Origin of the sequence: Methylovorus glucosotrophus, from assembly GCF_009858335.1 — a bacterium.
GTDB classification, from domain to species: Bacteria; Pseudomonadota; Gammaproteobacteria; order Burkholderiales; family Methylophilaceae; genus Methylovorus; species Methylovorus glucosotrophus.
In genome coordinates this window covers 540119-558999 of record NZ_VMSE01000001.1, presented here as the reverse complement: position 1 = coordinate 558999, position 18881 = coordinate 540119, and the positions used below count along the sequence as shown (strand labels likewise).

Annotated in this window: 21 protein-coding genes; 3 read left to right on the top strand and 18 right to left on the bottom strand. The window is 57.3% G+C overall.

Going from position 1 to position 18881, the window contains the following annotated elements:
* Window positions 1–3: 3 nt before the first annotated feature.
* The 6 genes from ruvA to FNL37_RS02505 all read right to left on the bottom strand — a co-directional run bounded on the left by ruvA (window position 4) and on the right by FNL37_RS02505 (window position 3925).
* Window positions 4–582 carry a Holliday junction branch migration protein RuvA gene (ruvA, locus tag FNL37_RS02530; RefSeq protein WP_159355021.1) on the bottom strand — a complete coding sequence of 193 codons (579 nt, stop codon included), beginning with the start codon at window positions 580–582 and terminating at the stop codon, window positions 4–6.
* A 73-nt stretch (window positions 583–655) separates the two neighbouring features.
* Window positions 656–1192 (bottom strand): crossover junction endodeoxyribonuclease RuvC, encoded by a 537-nt coding sequence (gene ruvC / locus FNL37_RS02525; RefSeq protein ID WP_013443111.1) that lies wholly within the window; start codon window positions 1190–1192, stop codon window positions 656–658.
* A gap of 28 nt (window positions 1193–1220) precedes the next feature.
* Window positions 1221–1946: a YebC/PmpR family DNA-binding transcriptional regulator gene (locus tag FNL37_RS02520; protein ID WP_013443112.1), complete on the bottom strand. Its 726-nt coding sequence runs from the start codon at window positions 1944–1946 to the stop codon at window positions 1221–1223.
* Between the two features lie 108 nt (window positions 1947–2054).
* A complete protein-coding gene (locus tag FNL37_RS02515; protein WP_159355020.1) occupies window positions 2055–2972 on the bottom strand; it encodes a DMT family transporter in 918 nt (305 codons plus the stop codon).
* A 10-nt stretch (window positions 2973–2982) separates the two neighbouring features.
* Entirely contained in the window at window positions 2983–3366 is a 384-nt protein-coding gene (locus FNL37_RS02510) for a YybH family protein (protein ID WP_159355019.1), read from the bottom strand.
* Window positions 3367–3415: 49 nt separating this feature from the next.
* Entirely contained in the window at window positions 3416–3925 is a 510-nt protein-coding gene (locus FNL37_RS02505) for a MarR family winged helix-turn-helix transcriptional regulator (protein WP_013443115.1), read from the bottom strand.
* Window positions 3926–4105: 180 nt separating this feature from the next.
* Here FNL37_RS02505 and FNL37_RS02500 point away from each other — a divergent pair, with 180 nt between their 5' ends.
* Window positions 4106–4534: a CBS domain-containing protein gene (locus tag FNL37_RS02500; RefSeq protein WP_013443116.1), complete on the top strand. Its 429-nt coding sequence runs from the start codon at window positions 4106–4108 to the stop codon at window positions 4532–4534.
* Window positions 4535–4583: 49 nt separating this feature from the next.
* Here FNL37_RS02500 and FNL37_RS02495 read toward each other — a convergent pair whose 3' ends face one another.
* The 7 genes from FNL37_RS02495 to FNL37_RS02465 form a co-directional block, all read right to left on the bottom strand.
* Window positions 4584–6431: a monovalent cation:proton antiporter-2 (CPA2) family protein gene (locus tag FNL37_RS02495; protein WP_159355018.1), complete on the bottom strand. Its 1848-nt coding sequence runs from the start codon at window positions 6429–6431 to the stop codon at window positions 4584–4586.
* A gap of 2 nt (window positions 6432–6433) precedes the next feature.
* Window positions 6434–7030 carry an NAD(P)H-dependent oxidoreductase gene (locus FNL37_RS02490; RefSeq protein ID WP_159355017.1) on the bottom strand — a complete coding sequence of 199 codons (597 nt, stop codon included), beginning with the start codon at window positions 7028–7030 and terminating at the stop codon, window positions 6434–6436.
* On the bottom strand, window positions 7030–7230 hold the full coding sequence (locus tag FNL37_RS02485) for a hypothetical protein (protein WP_015830929.1): 201 nt from the start codon (window positions 7228–7230) through the stop codon (window positions 7030–7032). The genes FNL37_RS02490 and FNL37_RS02485 overlap by 1 nt, the downstream gene beginning before the upstream one ends.
* Before the next feature lie 5 nt (window positions 7231–7235).
* Window positions 7236–7655 carry a secondary thiamine-phosphate synthase enzyme YjbQ gene (locus tag FNL37_RS02480; RefSeq protein WP_013443120.1) on the bottom strand — a complete coding sequence of 140 codons (420 nt, stop codon included), beginning with the start codon at window positions 7653–7655 and terminating at the stop codon, window positions 7236–7238.
* 123 nt (window positions 7656–7778) lie between these two features.
* Window positions 7779–8327 carry a formaldehyde-activating enzyme gene (gene fae / locus FNL37_RS02475; RefSeq protein WP_013443121.1) on the bottom strand — a complete coding sequence of 183 codons (549 nt, stop codon included), beginning with the start codon at window positions 8325–8327 and terminating at the stop codon, window positions 7779–7781.
* Window positions 8328–8454: 127 nt separating this feature from the next.
* Window positions 8455–9162: a type 1 glutamine amidotransferase gene (locus tag FNL37_RS02470; protein WP_015830930.1), complete on the bottom strand. Its 708-nt coding sequence runs from the start codon at window positions 9160–9162 to the stop codon at window positions 8455–8457.
* Window positions 9163–9317: 155 nt separating this feature from the next.
* Window positions 9318–9542, bottom strand: coding sequence for a hypothetical protein (locus FNL37_RS02465; protein ID WP_013443123.1), 225 nt, complete (start codon window positions 9540–9542; stop codon window positions 9318–9320).
* Window positions 9543–9772: 230 nt separating this feature from the next.
* Here FNL37_RS02465 and FNL37_RS02460 point away from each other — a divergent pair, with 230 nt between their 5' ends.
* Window positions 9773–10786 (top strand): MalM family protein, encoded by a 1014-nt coding sequence (locus FNL37_RS02460; RefSeq protein WP_159355016.1) that lies wholly within the window; start codon window positions 9773–9775, stop codon window positions 10784–10786.
* 75 nt (window positions 10787–10861) lie between these two features.
* Window positions 10862–13738, top strand: coding sequence for a DUF3857 domain-containing protein (locus FNL37_RS02455; RefSeq protein WP_159355015.1), 2877 nt, complete (start codon window positions 10862–10864; stop codon window positions 13736–13738).
* Window positions 13739–13837: 99 nt separating this feature from the next.
* On the opposite strand, the gene FNL37_RS02450 is transcribed toward FNL37_RS02455, so the two are convergent.
* From FNL37_RS02450 to FNL37_RS02430, 5 genes are all read right to left on the bottom strand, one after another.
* A complete protein-coding gene (locus FNL37_RS02450; protein ID WP_013443129.1) occupies window positions 13838–15172 on the bottom strand; it encodes an FMN-binding glutamate synthase family protein in 1335 nt (444 codons plus the stop codon).
* Between the two features lies 1 nt (window position 15173).
* A complete protein-coding gene (locus FNL37_RS02445) occupies window positions 15174–15866 on the bottom strand; it encodes a GltB/FmdC/FwdC-like GXGXG domain-containing protein (protein ID WP_013443130.1) in 693 nt (230 codons plus the stop codon).
* Window positions 15854–16750 carry a class II glutamine amidotransferase gene (locus FNL37_RS02440; RefSeq protein ID WP_159355014.1) on the bottom strand — a complete coding sequence of 299 codons (897 nt, stop codon included), beginning with the start codon at window positions 16748–16750 and terminating at the stop codon, window positions 15854–15856. Before FNL37_RS02440 ends, FNL37_RS02445 begins: the two co-directional genes overlap by 13 nt.
* Before the next feature lie 87 nt (window positions 16751–16837).
* Window positions 16838–18172: a type III glutamate--ammonia ligase gene (gene glnT / locus FNL37_RS02435; RefSeq protein ID WP_013443132.1), complete on the bottom strand. Its 1335-nt coding sequence runs from the start codon at window positions 18170–18172 to the stop codon at window positions 16838–16840.
* A 48-nt stretch (window positions 18173–18220) separates the two neighbouring features.
* Window positions 18221–18880 (bottom strand): sarcosine oxidase subunit gamma, encoded by a 660-nt coding sequence (locus FNL37_RS02430; RefSeq protein ID WP_159355013.1) that lies wholly within the window; start codon window positions 18878–18880, stop codon window positions 18221–18223.
* Between the last annotated feature and the right edge of the window lies 1 nt (window position 18881).

The window sequence follows — 18881 nt, the reverse complement described above, 5'->3', positions numbered from 1 at the left end:
TTATCAGGATTTGGAAAGGGATTTGAGTGCCAGACGGATACCGTCGGCCACCACGACATCGGCTGGCAATTGCTTGACGGCTGCCATAGCTTCCCGCTCATTGTACCCCAAGGCGAGCAAGGCGTTGAGCACATCACCACTGGCCGATTTTGCCTGGCCTGCGGGCGCGGTAAGACCATCGACGCTGAACTTGTCTTTCAGCTCCAACAGCAAGCGCTCGGCTGTTTTCTTGCCTATGCCAGGCACGCGGGTCAGCAGCGCGGTTTCCTGCAAGGCCACCGCTTGCGCCAGATCATCCACCGACAAGCCGCTCAATATCGACAACGCCGACTTGGCGCCTATGCCATTCACCTTCAGCAGCTGGCGGAATGTCTGCCGCTCGCGGTCAGTGCCAAAACCATACAGCAGCTGCGCATCCTCACGCACGATGAATTGCGTCAGCAGCACTACTTTTTCGCCCAGGGCAGGCAGATTGTAAAAGGTGCTCATGGGCACCTCGCATTCATAGCCGACACCATGGCAATCAATCACCACTTGCGGCGGTGCCTTTTCAATCAGGACTCCGCTGATTCGGCTAATCATGAACAAACTCCCACAGGTGCTGCTACTGCAACACGATTAAATTTTAAATGCCGTGCCAGAAATAAAACATGACTCACACCAACCGTCCGCCCCGTACGCGGAACCCGGCAGTTGCCAGCAACCCCAATCCCTGACCACCATGTGCGTGGCAGATGGCACAGGCCAGGGCGTCGGCCGAATCCGGCTTGGGCACACCAGGCAGCTTTAGCAGACGTTTCACCATTTCCTGCACCTGCTCCTTGGCGGCATGGCCATTGCCCACCACCGACTGCTTGACCTGCAGCGCGGTATATTCCGCCACCGGCAGATTCTGGATCACCGCCGCGCAAATGGCAGCACCTCGTGCCTGCCCCAGCAACAACGTGGATTGCGGGTTCACGTTGACGAATACTTTTTCAATCGCCACCTGCTCCGGGGCATAGGTGGCAATCACCTCGGCCAGGCCATCGAGTATGATTTTCAGGCGCGAGGGCAGATCTTCAATCTCGGCACCCTTGCCCTGCGTGGTCTTGATCGTACCGCTGGCGACATAACTCAGCTTTTCACCGGTTTTTTCAATGACGCCAAAACCGGTCAAGCGCAAGCCTGGATCAATGCCAAGGATGCGCATCAGCGGCGTCCTGTCGCCAATAACGGCGTCACTCTTCGATTACCGCCGTGGTGTACACGTCCTGCACATCGTCCAGATCTTCCAGCGCATCGAGCAGCTTCTGCATTTTGGCGGCATCGTCGCCGGTAAATACGGTTTCATTGAGCGGCTTCATGGTGACTTCGGCCAGCACCGCCTTGAGGCCTGCTGCCTCCAGCGCTTCCTTCACCGCGGTGAAATCGGCTGGCGGTGTAATCACTTCAATACTGCCATCGTCATCGGTAATCACGTCTTCTGCGCCGGCTTCCAGCGCTGCTTCCATTACCTGCTCTTCACTGGTGCCAGGCTCAAACACAAGGGTGCCGCAATGCTTGAACATGAAGGCCACACAGCCGTCAGTACCCAGGTTGCCACCATTTTTGGACAGGGCATGCCGCACATCGGCCACCGCACGCTGCTTGTTATCCGTCATGCAGTCGATGATGATGGCGGCGCCGCCAATGCCGTAGCCTTCATAGCGAATTTCTTCGTAATTCACGCCTTCCAGCTCACCCGTACCACGCTTGATGGCGCGGGTGATGTTTTCTGCTGGCATGTTTTCTTCTTTGGCTTCCGCCACCGCGGCACGCAGGCGCGGGTTGAAATTGACATCACCGCCGCCCAGACGGGCCGACACAGTAATTTCCTTGATCAGCTTGGTAAAAATCTTGCCGCGCTTGGCATCCTGACGGCCCTTGCGATGCTGAATATTGGCCCATTTGGAATGACCTGCCATGACTAAATCCTCTAACCCTTTAAATTCGCCGGATTTTACCATAGCCGGGCCTGCTGCTGGCAGTCGCTCGAGCAAGCAATCCACGATAAAACGCGAAGAAAGGTGAGGCTAATCCTGCCCCATGGCGGGGTCTATGGCTTCGCGACTGCGCATGCTGCGCAGCGAGATAATGACGAGCGCAGCGCCAATCAGCAGCATGCCGATCGATTCCCCCGGCGTGGGGCGCTCGCCCAATTGCCACCAGGCAGCCAATACGCCGATCACCGGCGCCAGCATCGAAGTCATGCTGGCAATACCGGCAGGCAGACGCTGCAAGGCATACAGCCACAGCATCCAGGCCAGGGCATTACAGAGTATGGCATTGAAGGCGACAGCACCGATGAACTGGGGCGTCCATTGAATAGGACCAGCGGGCACAATCAAGGCCACCGCTACCAATGGCAGCGAGCCAAAAAACATCTGCCAGGCAGTGAGCGAGAGTAAATCAAGCTCGGGCGAACGCTGATGCAGCTTCTTGGCGATGATTACCGACAGGGCCCAGAACACACCACCGAGCACCGCCAGCGCCATGCTGAAAAGGTCAGCGCCCAGATGCAACGGGTCCAGAATGAAGAGCAGCCCCATGATGGAACAGGCCACCGCCAGCCACTGAGTACCGCGGATTTTCTCACCGAGCAAAGGCCAGGCAAGGATCATCACCCAGAATGGCATGGTGTACGTCAGCACGGCCGTCTTGCCCGCGCCGCCTTCCACCAGTGCCCAGATGATAAGGCCGGTAAATCCGCAGGTTTGCAACACGCCCAGCAACAGCAAGGTGGGGATTTGCCGTGGACGGATCGGCCGCCGCAAGATCGGCAACAGGATCAGCAGACAGAGCGCGCCCAGAAATGTGCGGAGCGCGCCAAACTGGAAGGCGCCCGCATATTGCAAGGCATGTTTCATGACCACCCAGTTATACCCCCACAGTACAGCGAGCAGAAGCAGAGCCAGGAAGGCGCGCACCGTGGCGCTGGCGGAGGTATTCATCTTGGCAGTATCAATTCCAGGTGTGGGTATACAGCTTCCAGCTGCCATCGGCCTGACGACGATACAGCAGATGCACATTGCCGCTGAACTCCTGGCGTTCACCCGCGGCATTCACGGCAGCAGCGCTCCAGCGACCACGTTGAAAAGCCAGCGTTTCATCCGCGCCCACTTCCAGCAGTTCCAGCTTGTGATCGACCACGCCTTGGCCGATCAGGTCACGCCAGAACTCCAGAATGGCCTTGCCGCCCGTCACCTGGGCAGCGCCGGATGGCAAAAGACTGGCCTCATCGTCGTAAAAAGAGGCTACCAGAGCGGGCTGCTGGCTGTTGAAAGCCGAATCCCACGCCTGGTTCGATGTGCTGAATTGCGCCTTTAATGCGTCATTGGTTTGCATGGTATTGCTCCTTGGGTTAGTAACGAATCGAATTGGATAAAGTGAGGAATCAGGCCTGGACCATGGCGGGAACGCCCGCGACGATCAGGTGCAGCATCTCATGCAGATGCTTGCGCCCCGCCTCATCGAGGCCTGCCATGCATTGCTTGAGTCGGCTGTAGTAATCCGGCATCACCTGGTCCAGCTTGGCTTGGCCTGCAGGGGTGAGCCGCACGCTGATGTTGCGGCGGTCTTCACCGGCGTAGATGCGCTCCACCAGGCCATCGCGCTCCAGACCGTCAATCAGGCCGGTCATGGTGGCGCGTGAAACGCCCGCTTTTTGCGCCAGTACCGAGGGCGTTGATGTCAGGGTTTCTTCGCGCATCAGCAGAATCAGTACCCACCAGCGCCCTTGCAGCAAACCATGCCGACTGAGGCAGGTATCAAGCGCAATGGACAGGTCGGTGGCGACCCGCAACAAATGCAGGAAAGACGAAATCGCCGAGACATCAGCCTCGGGATAGCGCTGGGCAAATTTCTCCAGCACTTCAGGGGTAGGGAGATCGCGTAGTTGCAACATGATTAGGATCATTATAGTTAGCTGGCTAACTATGTCAAGCCCATGATGGGATTTTAGGTTCAACTACGCAGCTGATAGGTGTATATTCAAATTTCGAAACAAGCCCTTGCGTGCACCAAGCGCGGGCCGAAAAAAAGAACAGGCAGTTTAATAAGCCTTAAAAACGTTCGAGGAGGATGTATGAAAACAGTACGGCAGTTGCTGGAAGAAAAAGGTAATACCATCTTATCCGTCGGCCCCGATAGCCTGGTTTACGACGCCCTCAAGATCATGGCCGAGTATCGCGTAGGTGCTCTGCTCGTGATGCGCGGACAGGCACTGGTTGGTATTTTTTCCGAGCGGGATTATGCGCGGGAAGTGGTGCTCAAGGGCAAGACCTCCAAAACCACGCCGGTCTCCGACATCATGTCGCACCAGGTGATTACGGTATCGCCAGACCAGACCGTGGATGAATGCATGAACCTGATGTCAGGCAAACGCATACGCCACTTGCCGGTGATTGAACATGGCCAGGTGGTGGGCGTGTTGTCGATTGGCGATCTGGTCAAGGCGACCATCGAATATCAGCAATTCCTGATTCAGCAGCTGGAAAGCTACATCCAGAGCTAAGCCAGCGCCCGGGCACAACACCACCCGGGCTAAGCCGCTGGCATCAAGTTCAGCTGCGGTCTGCCTCGGTACGCCCCACCTGCTCCCAGCCCTGGTTGATGCGTTCGCGTTTGTCATCGCCCTGCTGTTCTTCGGTGAGGATGCGGGTGAGGTCATTGCGCATGCGCAGGCTGTTGACCACCACTTGCTGCATGTCATTGCGTATCGGGTGGCTGGCCCACATCAGCTTTTCATCGTGCTGACGGAAACGCCAGGCGGTGCGGTAGGCATGAAAGCGGCTGTAGCCTAGCTCGGTCAGCACCTTTTCGCCCAGCTGCAGGGCTCCGGCAAACGTCTCCCGCACAAAATCCACTTCCAGGTCCATGTACTCAAAGGCGTAGCTGCGGTTACGGGCACGCGCCAGTATCGTCACCTGCGGATAGTGTTTGCGCACATAGCGTGCGGTCTCCAGCGCATCCTCGGCATTATCAATCGCCAATATCAGGAGTTTGGCCTTGGCAATACCCGCCGCTCGCAAGACATCGGGCCGGGTGATATCGCCGTAATACGCCTTGTGTCCAAACTGCCTCATCAGGTCTATCTGGTTCGGGTCAAAATCAATCACGGTGGGCGGCTGGCCCACGCTGCTCAGCAAACGCGTGACCACCTGCCCCACGCGCCCGAAGCCGGCCACGATGACGGCGCGCTGCTCTTCAAATGCATCGTGGCTGGAGGATTTGCGGTTAAGCCGCTTGCGCAGGTAAACGCCATGCGCCAGCATGAATAGCGGCGTGGTCAGCATGGAAATCGCCACCACGGAATTCAGCAGGCTGGCCGTATTGTCGGTAAAAATCCGCGCATCGGCGGCGGCATTGAAAATCACAAAGGCAAACTCGCCCACCTGCGACAAGGTCAGCGCAAACAGCAGCGCATCTTGCGACTTGTGGCCAAATGCGCGCGCCAGGCCAAACAACAACACCAGCTTGAGCATGACAAACCCCAGGCCTAGGCCGAGCACCAGCCAGGGTTGCTGCATGATCAAGGGCAGGTTGACCGACATGCCGACCGCGATAAAAAACAGCCCCAGCAGCAAGCCCTTGAATGGCTCGATATCCAGCTCAAGCTCCTGCCGATATTCAGAATCCGCCAGCAGCACGCCAGCGATAAAAGCCCCCAAGCCCATGGACAAGCCAACCGAGGTCATGAGGATGGAGACGCCGATGATCAGGAACAGGGCAAAGGCGATAAAAATCTCGCGCAAGCCGGTATTGGCGATATAGCGCAGGATAGGCCGCAGCAGGTATTTGCCGCCGACAATGAGCACCACCACCAGCGCAATCGCCTTGGTAATGGCGAACCAATCCATATGAAAACCGCTAGCGGTTTCGGTGCCAGGCGCAATCACCAGCAGCAGAATCATCAGCGGAATCACCGCCAGATCCTGGAATAACAACACCGCAAACGCCGACCGGCCAGAGGGCTGGGCCAGCACGCCCTGTTCCGCCAGCACCTGCATGGCGATCGCGGTGGATGACATCGCCACGCCCATGCCCGCCACCAGCGCCAGGCGCCAATCCAGATGCAGAAAGAGTCCAAGCGCCACCACTAGGCCTATAGTCAGCAACACCTGCAAGCCGCCCATGCCAAAAATCGGCATGCGTAACTCCAGCAGCTTATCCAGCTCGATTTCCAGCCCGATGAGAAACAGCATCATCACCACGCCGAATTCGGAAAAATGCAGCACAGTTTCAGTCTCGGCAATCAGCCCCAGCCCCCATGGGCCAATGAGAATACCGGCGATGAGATAGCCCAGCACGGAGCCCAGCCCCAGGCGTTTGGACAAGGGCACGGCCAGCACGGCGGCCCCCAGATAGACAGCGCCCTGAAGGAGCAAGGCCGGGGTATGTGCTTCCGCCATGCTTATGCTCCTTCCAGGAAATCAACTTGTGGCGCATGCGCGGTATGCACTACCGGCGGCAAGTCACCATCGACCAGCGCCTGCACCCAGGCTGCATATTGCGCGGCACGTTTTTGCAGCGCAATTTCATCGAGCTGATTCACGTCCTGCGTTAAAAAAGGCTGCAAATATGGCATGCCACACAAGGTGGCGGTCTGCTCAAAAGGACGCAGCAATTCGGCAATGGAAAACTGGTTGTACGCCATGCGCTGATACACATTGGCAGCGCCACCGCTGGTGATGGCATGCACCCAGGGCTTGCCGCGCAGGGCATCGCCATCATCGCCATAGGCCCAGCCAAAGGTCAGCACCGTATCCAGCCAGCTCTTCATCAGCGCCGGGCATGAATACCAGAACAGCGGATGCTGAAACACCAGCACATCATGCTCCGCCACCAGCGCCTGCTCATGCTCGACATCAATCATTTGCTCCGGGTAATGCTGATACAGGTCATGCACGGTGACATCCGGCAAGTCGAGCACGGCATTCAGCAAGGCGCGGTTTACACGCGAGGCTTCGGCGTAGGGATGCGAAAACAGGATGAGGACACGTTGCGCCATCAGGGAGCTTCCTTCTTGGGCATTTCCATGCGATAGCTGTCATAGCTGCGATTGGCCGCATCCATGCAGTTCTGCCATTGAATCGGATCGGTGAACAGGCGGCACTCTGCCTGGCGGGTGGCTTGCGCGCTATCGTATAGCTGGCGTCCGGTACAACCAGCCAGTAGCGCAATGAGCAGCAGGCAGAGGATACGTAACATAGCCTTTACTCGCCGATGATCTTGACCAGCACGCGTTTTTTGCGGCGGCCATCAAACTCGCCGTAGAAAATCTGCTCCCACGGGCCAAAATCCAGTTGGCCTTCGGTAATCGCCACCACCACTTCGCGCCCCATCACCTGACGCTTCATGTGGGCATCGGCATTGTCTTCGCCGGTATCGTTATGGCGGTAATTGCGGATAGGCTCGTGCGGTGCCAAACGCTCCAGCCACTCTTTGTAATCGTGGTGCAGGCCGGATTCATCGTCATTGATAAACACACTGGCGGTGATATGCATGGCATTCACCAGGGCAAAGCCTTCGCGCACGCCGCTCTCGCGCAGGCACTCGCGGATTTGCGGGGTGATATTGATAAAGGCAACGCGGGTGGGAGGATTGAACCAGAGTTCTTTGCGGTAGCTTTTCATGGAAGCGCCTTTCTGCAATGGAGGATTATTCAAGCTGCATTATAGCCAGCGCTTCTGGCGAGTAAACACGCACAAGAGGCCAGCGCGGCCTCCTGCATGTGTCCAATGAGGGGAAACCGAACGCTAGATTTTGCCGTCCAGGCCCATCTGGTAGTACTTGTGCACGATCTTTTCCTGGTTTTCCAGCAGCCAGTCGATGCTGGGCTCGTTGCTCATGGCTTTATGGATGGCCTGGGCCGTGGCCTTGCGGTGCAACTCAAACAGCACCTTGTGATCAAGGTCATCCTTGTCCGCCACGCTGGGGTGCAGCCACACCGAGACAATAATGCCGATGTCATTCACCTTGTCTTTGGGGATATCGCCATTGCGCACGGCATCCAGCACGCCATTGGCAATCGCCGCCTGCACGGTGCCCATCAGAATATTGGTGTAACGGGAGTTATCCACCGTCACCTTGCTCACCATCAATGTCGCCGGGCGTACCATCACATCGGTATTCAGAATCGCCAGCACACGGGTATGCCCCTTGACCTGGTCTCCCAGCAGATTGGCAAACGCCACGCCCATAGGCCCGCTCATTTCGCCAATGGCGACTTCCGGTTCGGCTGCCGTGCCTGGAGGGCCACCTGCTACCAACGCTTCACCTACCCGCATAACAATCGGATCACTCATACCCTGCTCCTTGAGATGGATTAAAAAAAGAAAGCGGGCCCGCCTTCAAGCAGGCCCGCCGATATGTGACGCATGATGTTGGATACGACGCAGGTTGCGGCGCGAAGTTGCAGCGCTCTTGCGCGAGTTAGTGCTTGAGCCCGGTGATCCAGCGACTGTATACCGCACTCGCCACCTGATTGAGCGCCGCCACCTGATCGGGCGCGGCCTCCATGATGGCTTGCGGCGGTTGCACGCTGGGCTGGTGCAAGGCGGCTTCGATCTCGTGCGCGCTGGTGGTGCACCAGGTATTGACCAGGTCCACCGTCATTTCAATATGGCACTGAAAACCAATGTGCTTGCCCATGACAAACGCCTGGTTGCAGCATTGGGCATTGCCGAGCAAGGGCTTGGCATTGGGTGGCATGCTGAAGGTCTGGTAATGCCATTCAAAGGTCGTGAATTCGCGCACGCCGCCCAGCCATTCCTCCGCCAGTTGCGCATCTGCCGCCTGCACCGTGTGCCAGCCGATCTCTGCGCAATGGTTATCGGTGATCTGCCCGCCCATGGCGCGCGACAGCAACTGTCCGCCCAGACAATGCCCCAGCACAGGGATATCCTGCGCCACGGCATCCTGAATAATCTCCAGCAAGGTCGGTATCCACGGCAAGGGATCATTCACGCTCATGGGGCCGCCCATCATCACCAGCCCACTGTATTCGGTGATGGGCTGGGGCAAGGCATCGCCTGCATGCACGGAAATGCGGCGCCATGGGATCCCCATGCGATTCAGGTAATGCGCAAAAAAGGCGGGCGTATCATTGGCGGTAAACTGGACAACGGCAACGGGCTTCATGACGAATTTCGATTTCAAAAACAGTAGGTGAATGATACACCGAAAGCATGCACGAATCGTGCCGCAGCAGGCTTGAATAAGGCCACATCGGAATATTTATCGATAAAAAATGCATCCGGGGGAGATGCATTTTTTATCCTGAGAGTAGCGAAGGCTTAGTTGATGGCGAACCGTACCTTGTGAAGATGGTAGCCCTGCTGGTCTATATCCCGGATGGCATCGGCCGCCAGGGAATCCTCACCGATCTCCACACCCGTCTTCTGCCGGATCAGCTTGGCGTAATCCGGGTCATCCACGGCAATTTTTGATACATCTGCGCCCGACAATACGGAAAGATACTTCTGACTGCTGCTGGCGCTCTGGTAGATATCGATTTTCATGTTTATCCCTCCTTGTAAGTACCGTACAAACTGCATAGCATTAGAAACGTGAAAAGCTGCCAGGTTCACATGATTTTTAAGCTTTTAATGGGCCGGTCATATTCTGAATATTGCCGCGTGGTATACATAGGCGCTTCCGGTTGTCGCAGCACATAAAATCAATTCATCCATCACGAGTCACTCAATTAAACAAAGGGGACAGCACCCGCTTGGGCCGGTGCTGAAAAAACATGCACACATTCTTCCGTTTACTTTTCGGCCTGCTTTTACTGGCCTTGGCCGGTTGCGTTTCTGTTGGCGAACTCAAGCAGGAGCTCAACAATCGCCAATCGGTGGCGACCTCGCTCGATCAACTCGACTACCGGCCCCTGGCATCGGAAGTGCCGTTGAGTATCAAGATGAACGAGCAGCAAGCCTATCTCTTCCCCAGTGGTAAAAGCTTTGCCGCCGGGCTGGCCGTGCCAGATGTAAAAAACCCGCACAAGCTGGAAATCAGCACCTATCTCACCAGCAGTTACATTCCATCTGCGAGTGTGTTTGTCCCGCGTTTTCTGTTCCTGGATGCGCAGAAACAGATTGTCGGCGAGCTTGGGAAATACCGGCTGACCCGGGAGAGCGACTTCTGGAAAGGCGGCTATTTCCATGCCAGCGTCGCGATTCCCGCGTCTACATCCTTCGTCGTGATGTATACCGATGAAAACCCCGAACCTGTGCTTGGCACGATGACGGACAATGGCATTGAGCATGCGCTGCCGCATGCGCCTTCAGGCAGCGTCAGCCTTACCCTGAGCAAGCCTTTTCCAGCCGACTATGATTTTTCCACGGCGGTGATCAAAGACTCCGTACAAACCTACAGCAGCAGTAAAGCGGACTTCTTTGTCGTCTCCAGAATTCAACAGGCCGCAACCAATAACAGTCTGCAGAAAACCCTGCAGCTGAATCAGGGCCGAGGGCTGACAATGACGCCTTACCTGGTGGATCAGGAAGTGCCCACGCAAAAAGTCAGCGTACAGCTACTGGGCAGAACGCATTACGCGGCGCCGATTCTGGCACTCACCAATACGGTGTACGAGATCAAGGGCGATGTAGAATTCACACCGCAAGCCAACAAGGTTTACGTAGTAAAAGGGGTGCTGGGAGAGGACTACTCTGCCATCTGGCTGGAGGAGCAAGGCACCGGTAATATAATGGGCAACAAGGTTGAAAAGCACGGCTCCACCGCGCTTGGCATCCTGGAAAAATAAAAATAGAAAACAACATCATGGGCATGGCCATGCGGCTGTGCCCTCTTACTGACTGAAACTGGGGAAATCACCATAATGAGCATCACCCGACTCGCCTGCGCGCTTCTGATCAGCGCCCTGAGTTTTCACGGCACCGAGCTACTTGCCGCCACCAAAAACGACAAAGCAAACAAAGCGGCGACAAACGCCAACGCCATAGTCTCGGAAGGCTTTCGCTACGACATCACGCCCGTTCCCAGCTTTGTTCAACCGATAAACCGGCCAGTCCAGAAATCAGCGTCTAGCGATAGCGACCAGGAATTTTTGCTGCAGGAGCGGCAAATATCCCTGCTCAACAAAACGCCGCAGCGCTATGTGCACACACAAACCACGGCTTATTCCAGCAATGCGCTTGAGTCGGTTTCCCAGGTTTATATTCAGTTCAACCCGGCCTTTGAACAATTGGCCTTGCATGCCATTCGTGTGTGGCGCGATGGCAAAGCCATTGATCTGACGAAAAAGGTCAAGCTGGATCTGCTGCGCCGGGAAAGCAATCTGGAAAAAAGCATGTATGAGGGCGATGTCACCGCGATCGGCATTCTGCCGGATATTCGCGTGCAGGATATTGTGGAGCTTGAGTACACCGTCTCTGGCAGCAATCCGGTATTTGGCAACCACTACGCCGACCTGTTCTACATGATGCAGATGAAGCCTGTCAGGGAATACCGTTTCCGCATGCTATATCCCGACACCCGCCAGATAGCATGGAGGCTTCCGCCCGGCGTGACCGCCAAGGAAAGCAGCCAGGCCGGCATCAAGCAGATCGACATCAGCCAGTCGAACATCAAACCTTACGTTCAGGAAGACAAAACCCCAGGCTGGTATCTCCCACAACAGCTGATCGAGATCAGTGAATACAAAAGCTGGGATGAGGTGAATCAATGGGCAAGCGGCTTATTTGCCTATAACGCTCCGTTGAGCGGCGAACTGCAGCAGAAAGTGCAGGAATGGCAGAACCGCAAGCTGTCGCAGGCCGAACTTGCGGTTGAAGTGCTGCGCTGGGTGCAGCAGGACATACGCTATTTCGGCATTGAAATGGGCGAAAACTCGCATCTGCCCGCCACGCCGGATGTCACTTTCAGCAGAAAGTATGGTGACTGCAAGGACAAGAGCCTGCTGCTTGCCACCATGCTGCGCGCCCTGGGCATTGAGGCACACCCCACCCTGGCCTCCTTGTCCATGAACCGCAATGTGGAAAAAATGCTGCCCTCGCATGCGGTGTTCGACCACGCGATTGTGCAGGCCGTGATCGAGGGGAAAACCTACTGGCTGGATGCCACCCGCCCCCCGCAATATGGCAAGCTATCGAATCTGAGCTTTGCCGATTATGGTTATGTGCTGGTGCTTAACAGCCCGCAATTGCTGCAAGACACGCGTCTGCCGGACACCTACGAATCGCTCTACCAGCGCAATGACACCATCAAATTGCCAAGCTTCAAAGGGGAAGCCACGCTGGTGTCAGTCTACAAGGCAACACGCAACGCCGCGGATAGCCTGCGACAAATGCATGAGCAGCTGCCTGCCGAGCAATTCAATCACGCATTTCAGGATACCCTGTTGCGCCTCTACCCCCATGCCCGCACAGATGGCAATGTGGAATACGCCGATGACCAGACCAATAACCAGGTCACCATCACGACCAGGCTCAATATTGCCGACCTGCTGAGCTATGAACCAGGCCGCCTGGTCGGTGCCTTTTATGCCACCGAAGTCGCCAGCTGGGCCGAGCTGCCACAAAACACGCAGCGTAGCGCACCCTTCGGCCTTGCCAAGAATATGCGTGTTGTGCAGACATTTGAGCTGGAGTTTCCGCTCTCGCCTCAAATCCAGCCAGCCAAAACCAGTAATAACAAGCCTGGCGAGTTTCTGAGCATGACCGCAAGCTCGAACACCACGCCACAAAAATATTCCCTCTCGCTCTCACTGAAAGCGAACAAGGAAGCCGTACCCGCGCAAAGGATCAACGACTACACCGCCGAAACCCGCAAGCTGCGGGATCAAATGGGCATGACCTACAGCATCCCCATCAACACCTATGACATGGACGATTTAAAGGCACTGCAACGGGTGATTGCGCGGTTTGACCAGAAATACGGCAACAGCAACTCAGGCCGTGCTGCCGTGCGCAAAAAGGACCAGATCAACCTGATTGTCGTCAGCCGCGACATTGCCTCAGGCAAACTCACCAACGGCAATCTTGCCAAGGCCTACAAGCTGCGTGCCAATGCGTACGATGACAAAGGCGATAGTGCTCAGGCACTCAAGGATATTCGCATGGCGCAGCAACTGGATCCTGAGAATCCTGAATATCGCCTGTTTGAAGCCGCGACCCTGCTCGGCAATGGCGAATATCAGGCTGCCATCACCCGCTTTGCGGCACTGGCACCCAGCGAGCCGACCATGTCCATCAGCGACCAGTGGATGCTGAACCAGCAATATGCCCAAAGCCTGCTCATGAGCGGCAAACCGCAGGAAGCCAGCGAAAAATTCTCTATCGCCATCGGCCTGGCAGACAACAGCGCAGCAAAACTGCAAAGCGCCATCTGGCAATTCATTGCCAGTGGATCACCCGCAGCAGGCAAAGCCGCGCTGACATCCGTGCTGGATACCATGCCCGACGATGACTGGCCGCGCGCCGTGGCCGAGATGCTGACTGGCAAGATCAGCCCCGACGAGCTGATTGCAAAAGCCGCCTCTACCGATATCGGTGTCAGGGAAGATCAGTATTCCGAAGCCTACTTCTACCTCGGCAAGTATTACCAGATGACCAACCAGCCAGAAAAAGCCAAGGAAGCTTTTGGCAAATGCCTGGCCCAAGGGGTCACCGAGTTTCAGGAGCATAACTTCGCCACGCTGGCGCTGGGTAAGCCCAAAACCATACGCAAAGACGAGGGTAGCGGCTTTTTTGACTAGGCCAGACCTCACAATGCCCCAATGACAAAAGCCCGCTTGCGCGGGCTTTTGATTTCACGCCACCCCGGCAGCAAGCGGTAGCTGCCGGGATGAGATGAACTAGTACTGCACCTGGCCTGGAATCCAGCTGGTGCCAGCAAGCGGCACCTTGGCCATGGCGGCGGATTCGACGGTCAATGCGACCAGGTCTTCCGGCTCCAGATTGTGCAGATGGGATTTACCGCAGGCACGGGCGATTACCTGGGCTTCCATGGTCATCACGGCCAGGTAGTTGGCAAGGCGACGGCCTGCTTTTACCGGGTCGAGACGCTTCATCAGCTCGGGGTCTTGCGTGGTGATGCCTGCAGGGTCCTTGCCTTCATGCCAGTCGTCGTAGGCGCCAGCGGTGGTGCCCAGGGCCTGGTATTCGCTTTCAAGGCGTGGGTCGTTGTCACCCAGCGCCACCAGCGCGGCGGTACCAATCGCCACGGCATCGGCACCCAGGGCCAGTGCCTTGGCCACGTCGGCACCGTTACGGATACCACCGGACACAATCAGCTGCACCTTGCGGTGCATGCCCATATCCTGCAGGGCTTGCACAGCGGGACGAATGGCGGCGAGCGTAGGAATGCCGACGTGTTCGATGAACACTTCCTGCGTGGCGGCAGTACCGCCTTGCATGCCATCCAGCACCACGACATCGGCACCGGCTTTCACTGCCAGAGTAACGTCGAAGTATGGACGAGTCGCGCCGACCTTCACGTAGATGGGTTTTTCCCAATCGGTAATTTCACGCAGCTCGGCAATCTTGATTTCCAGATCGTCGGGGCCGGTCCAGTCAGGGTGACGGCAGGCAGAACGCTGGTCCACGCCCTTCGGCAGGCAGCGCATCTTGGCAACACGGTCACTGATCTTCTGGCCCAGCAGCATGCCGCCGCCGCCCGGCTTGGCCCCCTGCCCGATCACGACTTCAATCGCATCGGCCTTGCGCAGGTCGTCCGGGTTCATGCCGTAGCGCGATGGCAGGTATTGATACACCAGAATGGAGGACTGACCACGCTCTTCCGGTGTCATGCCACCGTCACCGGTAGTGGTGCTGGTGCCAACGGCGCTGGCGCCACGGCCCAGGGCCTCTTTGGCGGGGCCGGACAAGGCACCGAAGCTCATGCCCGCAATCGTCACCGGCGTTTTCAGGTGTATCGGCTTCTTGGCGAAACGGGTGCCGAGTACAACATCGGTACCGCATTTTTCACGGTAGCCTTCCAGCGGGTAACGGCTGACCGAAGCGCCCAGGAACAGCAGATCATCAAAGTGCGGCAGCTTGCGCTTGGCACCGGCACCACGGATGTCGTAGATGCCGGTCGCGGCAGCGCGGCGGATTTCAGACAGGGTGTAAGGGTCGAACGTCGCGGAGAACCGTGGCTGCGTCTGAGGGGTTTTTGGGGTATCGCTCATATTAGTAAGCTCCTGCGTTATCGACATGGAAGTTATACAGCGTGCGGGCGGAGCCGAAGAGCTTGAAGCTGTCCGGGCTGACATCGGCATGGCCGGACTTGGCCAGCAGGTCCACCAGAATCTGGCGGGCTTCGTCATCCATCGGTTTTTCTTCGCAATCGGCACCCAGGCTCTTGACCTCGCCGCGCACAAACAGACGGGCTTCGTACAGGGAGTCACCCAGGGCTTCGCCAGCATCGCCCAGCACCACCAGGTTACCGGCTTGCGCCATGAAGGCGGAGAAGCTGCCGACCGAACCGCCGACCACGATATCGGCGCCCTTGAGCGAGATACCGCAGCGCAGGCCAGCATCGCCATCAATAATCAGCAGGCCACCTTGTGCCGTGGCACCGGCTGCGTTGGAGGCAAAGCCTTTGACGTGCACCACGCCGGACATCATGTTCTCGGCCACACCGGTGCCGGCGCTGCCGGTTACCACCACGCTGGCCAGCTGGTTCATGCCTGCGGCGTAATAACCAGCGTGACCATCAATTGTCACCTTCACATCGGACTTGAGGCCGACGGCGATATTGTGGGCGCCATTCGGGTTATCAATCACCACATGCTTGCCGTTCAATTCGGAAGCCGGGCTGTGCAGGTACTGGTTAACCTCGCGCAAAGGCGTTGCCGCCAGATCAAATTTTAGACTTTCCATACATACATCTCCTTGGGCGAAGGTTCAAACACGTGCGCATTCTTCACATCGGGCAGGTGGGCCAGCGAGCGGAACTCGGAGGCAATCGCCACGTAATCATCATGCTCGGCCACCACGGCTGGTTTGCAGGCAAACGGATCGCGGATCAGGGCCAGCTGGTCCTTGGTGCCCATCAACAGGGTGTAGAAACCATCCAGCTCATCAAAACCATGCTCCAGCGCGGTCTTGAGATCGTCGCCTTCACGCATGCGCCATTCCAGGAAACGACAAGCCGCTTCGGTATCGTTATCGGTTTCAAAGTCGATGCCTTCGTGCTGCAGCTTGCGGCGCAGGCTGTTGGCGTTGGACAGTGAACCGTTGTGCACCAGGCACCAGTCACGGCCAGCGGTGAATGGGTGGGCGTGGGCCGGGGTAATGGCAGACTCTGTGGCCATGCGGGTATGGCCCACCAGATGGGTACCGCTTAGTTGCGGCAAGTCATAACGGGCGGCGACATCAGCTGGCAGGCCGGTATCCTTGTACACATCAATCGACTGGCCGACGGACAGCATGTGAATCTGTGGATAGTGTTCCTTGATCCAGGTCTTGATGGTCGGGGTTTCCAGATGCGAGATCAGGATGGCGTGGTTGCCCTTGGTGCTGAGGCTGACCTTGCTGCCCAGGTGCGCATCAAAATCATGCGCCAGGCCTTGCCAGTTGAAGTCCATGGTCGGGGCATACAGGCTGTACTTCAGCTCGTTGCCTGCCACAGGCGCCGTAAACACTGCCATACCGGCAGAGTCAGGGCCACGTTCTGTCATGCCGATCAGCATCGGCATCATCAGCTCGCCAATGTTGGCGCGCATGCTGGGGTTTTTAACCAGCAAACCTACAATTCCACACATGATGTTGCTCCTTTCAAATTCATTCATCAGGTGGCGGATATGCCCTACTCCGCCATGCGCTGCCGGGCAGCGCGCTCAAAGTCCAACCTAGTAAAACTGTACGTAGCGATTGATTTCCCAATCCGACACATGGCGCATGTAATCCACCCACTCCATGCGCTTCAGCTCGACGAATTCCTTGCTAAGGCCGGGGCCCATGGCATCCATGATCACCTGGTCGGCCTCCAGCGCATCCAGCGCCTCGCCGAGGTTTTGCGGCAGGATGTTAATGCCGAATTCGGCCAGCTGTTCCAGGCTGTAGTCGTAGAGGTTGTCATCACGGCCGGTGCCGGGGTCAAGCTCGCGGGCCACGCCATCCAGACCGGCGGCGATCACGGCTGCGGTGGCCAGGTAAGGGTTGCAGCTGCCATCGGGCAGACGCAGTTCCAGGCGGCCGTAGGGAATACGCACCAGCGTTGAACGGTTGTTGTTGCCATAGGCGATGTACGCCGGTGCCCAGGTGGCGCCAGACAGCGAGCGGCCCACCACCAGGCGTTTGTAAGAGTTGACGGTCGGTGCGCACACTGCCGCCAGCGCCGGAGCGTGGGCCAGGATGCCGCCGAGGAAGTGGTAGGCCAGCTTGGAAAGGCCCAGGCCGCTAGGGTCACTGTCGTCCTGGAACAGGCTCTTTTTGCCGTCACCGATGGACATGTGCATGTGCATGCCATTGCCCGGACGATTGCTGAACGGCTTGGGCATGAAGGAACAGATAATGCCCAGCTCGTTGGCAATCTCGCTCGCCGCCATCTTGAACATGATGTAGTCGTCAGCGCTCTTCAGGCAGTCGGCATAGGTGTAGTTGATTTCAAACTGGCCGTTGGCATCTTCGTGGTCGATCTGGTAAATATCCAGGCCCACTTCCACCAGTGATTCGGTCAGCTTTTCCAGAAAGGGCGAGTGGCGGGTAATGCCCTTGTAGTCATAACAGGGCTTTTGCAGCGTGTCGCTGTCATCAAACGGATGCACCGCACCATGCTCGTCTTTTTTCAGCAGGGAGAATTCAGGCTCAAGGCCGGTGTAGAGCGTCCAGCCTTTTTCCGCCAGGCGGGCAATCTGCTGTTTCAGCACAACGCGGGTATCAAATTCGTAAGGCTTGCCATTCACATGGCCATCGCACACCAAGCGGGCATAACCCGGCTGCCAGGGGATCAGGCTCAAGGTGCTCAACTCACCAATCGCCATGTAGTCAGGGCCGTTAGGCGCAATACCCGTACCCCAGATGGCGCCACCGGCAAAGCCGGCGCCGGTAGTCAGGATATCGTTCAGATGCGAAGCAGGCACAGACTTCACCTTGGCCACGCCATGTATATCGACAAACTGCGCCAGCACGTATTTAACGTGGTGGTCTTCCAGAAACTTCTGTGCTTCTTCCAGTGACTTCATCGTGTGATCCCCTTGTAGATGCTGCAATGTTTGGTAACTTGAATATGCTTACTTGAAATAAAAGGAGAGGCCCACCGGACCGCCTCCGAATTCTTGGGCCATGGCGGTCAGTTCATGCCACAGATAGGGGCCGTAGGTGCCATCGCACCACAGGCGGTAAACCGTTTCGCCATTCAGTGTCTGGCTGAGCAGGGTGACCGAAATATTGGCGACTTGCGTCATCAGCAGGCGCTGGTTATTGGCCAGCTCGGCGGCCACATCCAGCGCGCAGACTTCGGCCAGTATCGACAGCGCATGCTGACCACTCAGCACCAGAGCGGCATCGCTGCGCGCCACCGGATAAAGCTTGGCGCCCACCGGGGCAGGGCCTTGCGCCAGACGGCTGGCGTGACCCGCCACAAACTGGTCCTCCAGCAAGTACTCGCTATTGCCCAAACGCAGTACCAGCGTGGAATCCTGCATGAGCCAGCTGTTGGCTGCCGGTGGCAGTGTGATGCCCTGCGCACTCAGCCATTCGGCAGCGCCTGCGCCCTTGACGGCGAAGCGGGCAAAGGCGCTGAACTCGGCGACACCGGCCAGCGCTGCCTGGGCTTGCTGGATTTGCGGGGTACCAAATTCCAAGGCGATTTCCATGCAATTCAGGCTGCCCATGACCGGATGTGCATGGTGCTGGGCGTGGCTGACAGGAGAGGTCTGGATAAAAGTCATG

Coding starts and splice junctions, on each gene's coding strand:
- FNL37_RS02515 (WP_159355020.1), bottom strand. CDS start 2,972: ATGAATACCTCCGCCAGCGCCACGGTGCGCGCCTTCCTGGCTCTGCTT.
- FNL37_RS02485 (WP_015830929.1), bottom strand. CDS start 7,230: ATGTTACGTATCCTCTGCCTGCTGCTCATTGCGCTACTGGCTGGTTGT.
- FNL37_RS02470 (WP_015830930.1), bottom strand. CDS start 9,162: ATGAAGCCCGTTGCCGTTGTCCAGTTTACCGCCAATGATACGCCCGCC.
- FNL37_RS02465 (WP_013443123.1), bottom strand. CDS start 9,542: ATGAAAATCGATATCTACCAGAGCGCCAGCAGCAGTCAGAAGTATCTT.
- FNL37_RS02495 (WP_159355018.1), bottom strand. CDS start 6,431: ATGGCGGAAGCACATACCCCGGCCTTGCTCCTTCAGGGCGCTGTCTAT.
- FNL37_RS02520 (WP_013443112.1), bottom strand. CDS start 1,946: ATGGCAGGTCATTCCAAATGGGCCAATATTCAGCATCGCAAGGGCCGT.
- FNL37_RS02500 (WP_013443116.1), top strand. CDS start 4,106: ATGAAAACAGTACGGCAGTTGCTGGAAGAAAAAGGTAATACCATCTTA.
- FNL37_RS02445 (WP_013443130.1), bottom strand. CDS start 15,866: ATGGAAAGTCTAAAATTTGATCTGGCGGCAACGCCTTTGCGCGAGGTT.
- FNL37_RS02440 (WP_159355014.1), bottom strand. CDS start 16,750: ATGTGTGGAATTGTAGGTTTGCTGGTTAAAAACCCCAGCATGCGCGCC.
- FNL37_RS02510 (WP_159355019.1), bottom strand. CDS start 3,366: ATGCAAACCAATGACGCATTAAAGGCGCAATTCAGCACATCGAACCAG.
- FNL37_RS02430 (WP_159355013.1), bottom strand. CDS start 18,880: ATGACTTTTATCCAGACCTCTCCTGTCAGCCACGCCCAGCACCATGCA.
- glnT (WP_013443132.1), bottom strand. CDS start 18,172: ATGAAGTCACTGGAAGAAGCACAGAAGTTTCTGGAAGACCACCACGTT.
- ruvC (WP_013443111.1), bottom strand. CDS start 1,192: ATGCGCATCCTTGGCATTGATCCAGGCTTGCGCTTGACCGGTTTTGGC.
- FNL37_RS02490 (WP_159355017.1), bottom strand. CDS start 7,030: ATGGCGCAACGTGTCCTCATCCTGTTTTCGCATCCCTACGCCGAAGCC.
- FNL37_RS02450 (WP_013443129.1), bottom strand. CDS start 15,172: ATGAGCGATACCCCAAAAACCCCTCAGACGCAGCCACGGTTCTCCGCG.
- FNL37_RS02480 (WP_013443120.1), bottom strand. CDS start 7,655: ATGAAAAGCTACCGCAAAGAACTCTGGTTCAATCCTCCCACCCGCGTT.
- ruvA (WP_159355021.1), bottom strand. CDS start 582: ATGATTAGCCGAATCAGCGGAGTCCTGATTGAAAAGGCACCGCCGCAA.
- FNL37_RS02505 (WP_013443115.1), bottom strand. CDS start 3,925: ATGTTGCAACTACGCGATCTCCCTACCCCTGAAGTGCTGGAGAAATTT.
- fae (WP_013443121.1), bottom strand. CDS start 8,327: ATGAGTGATCCGATTGTTATGCGGGTAGGTGAAGCGTTGGTAGCAGGT.
- FNL37_RS02460 (WP_159355016.1), top strand. CDS start 9,773: ATGCACACATTCTTCCGTTTACTTTTCGGCCTGCTTTTACTGGCCTTG.
- FNL37_RS02455 (WP_159355015.1), top strand. CDS start 10,862: ATGAGCATCACCCGACTCGCCTGCGCGCTTCTGATCAGCGCCCTGAGT.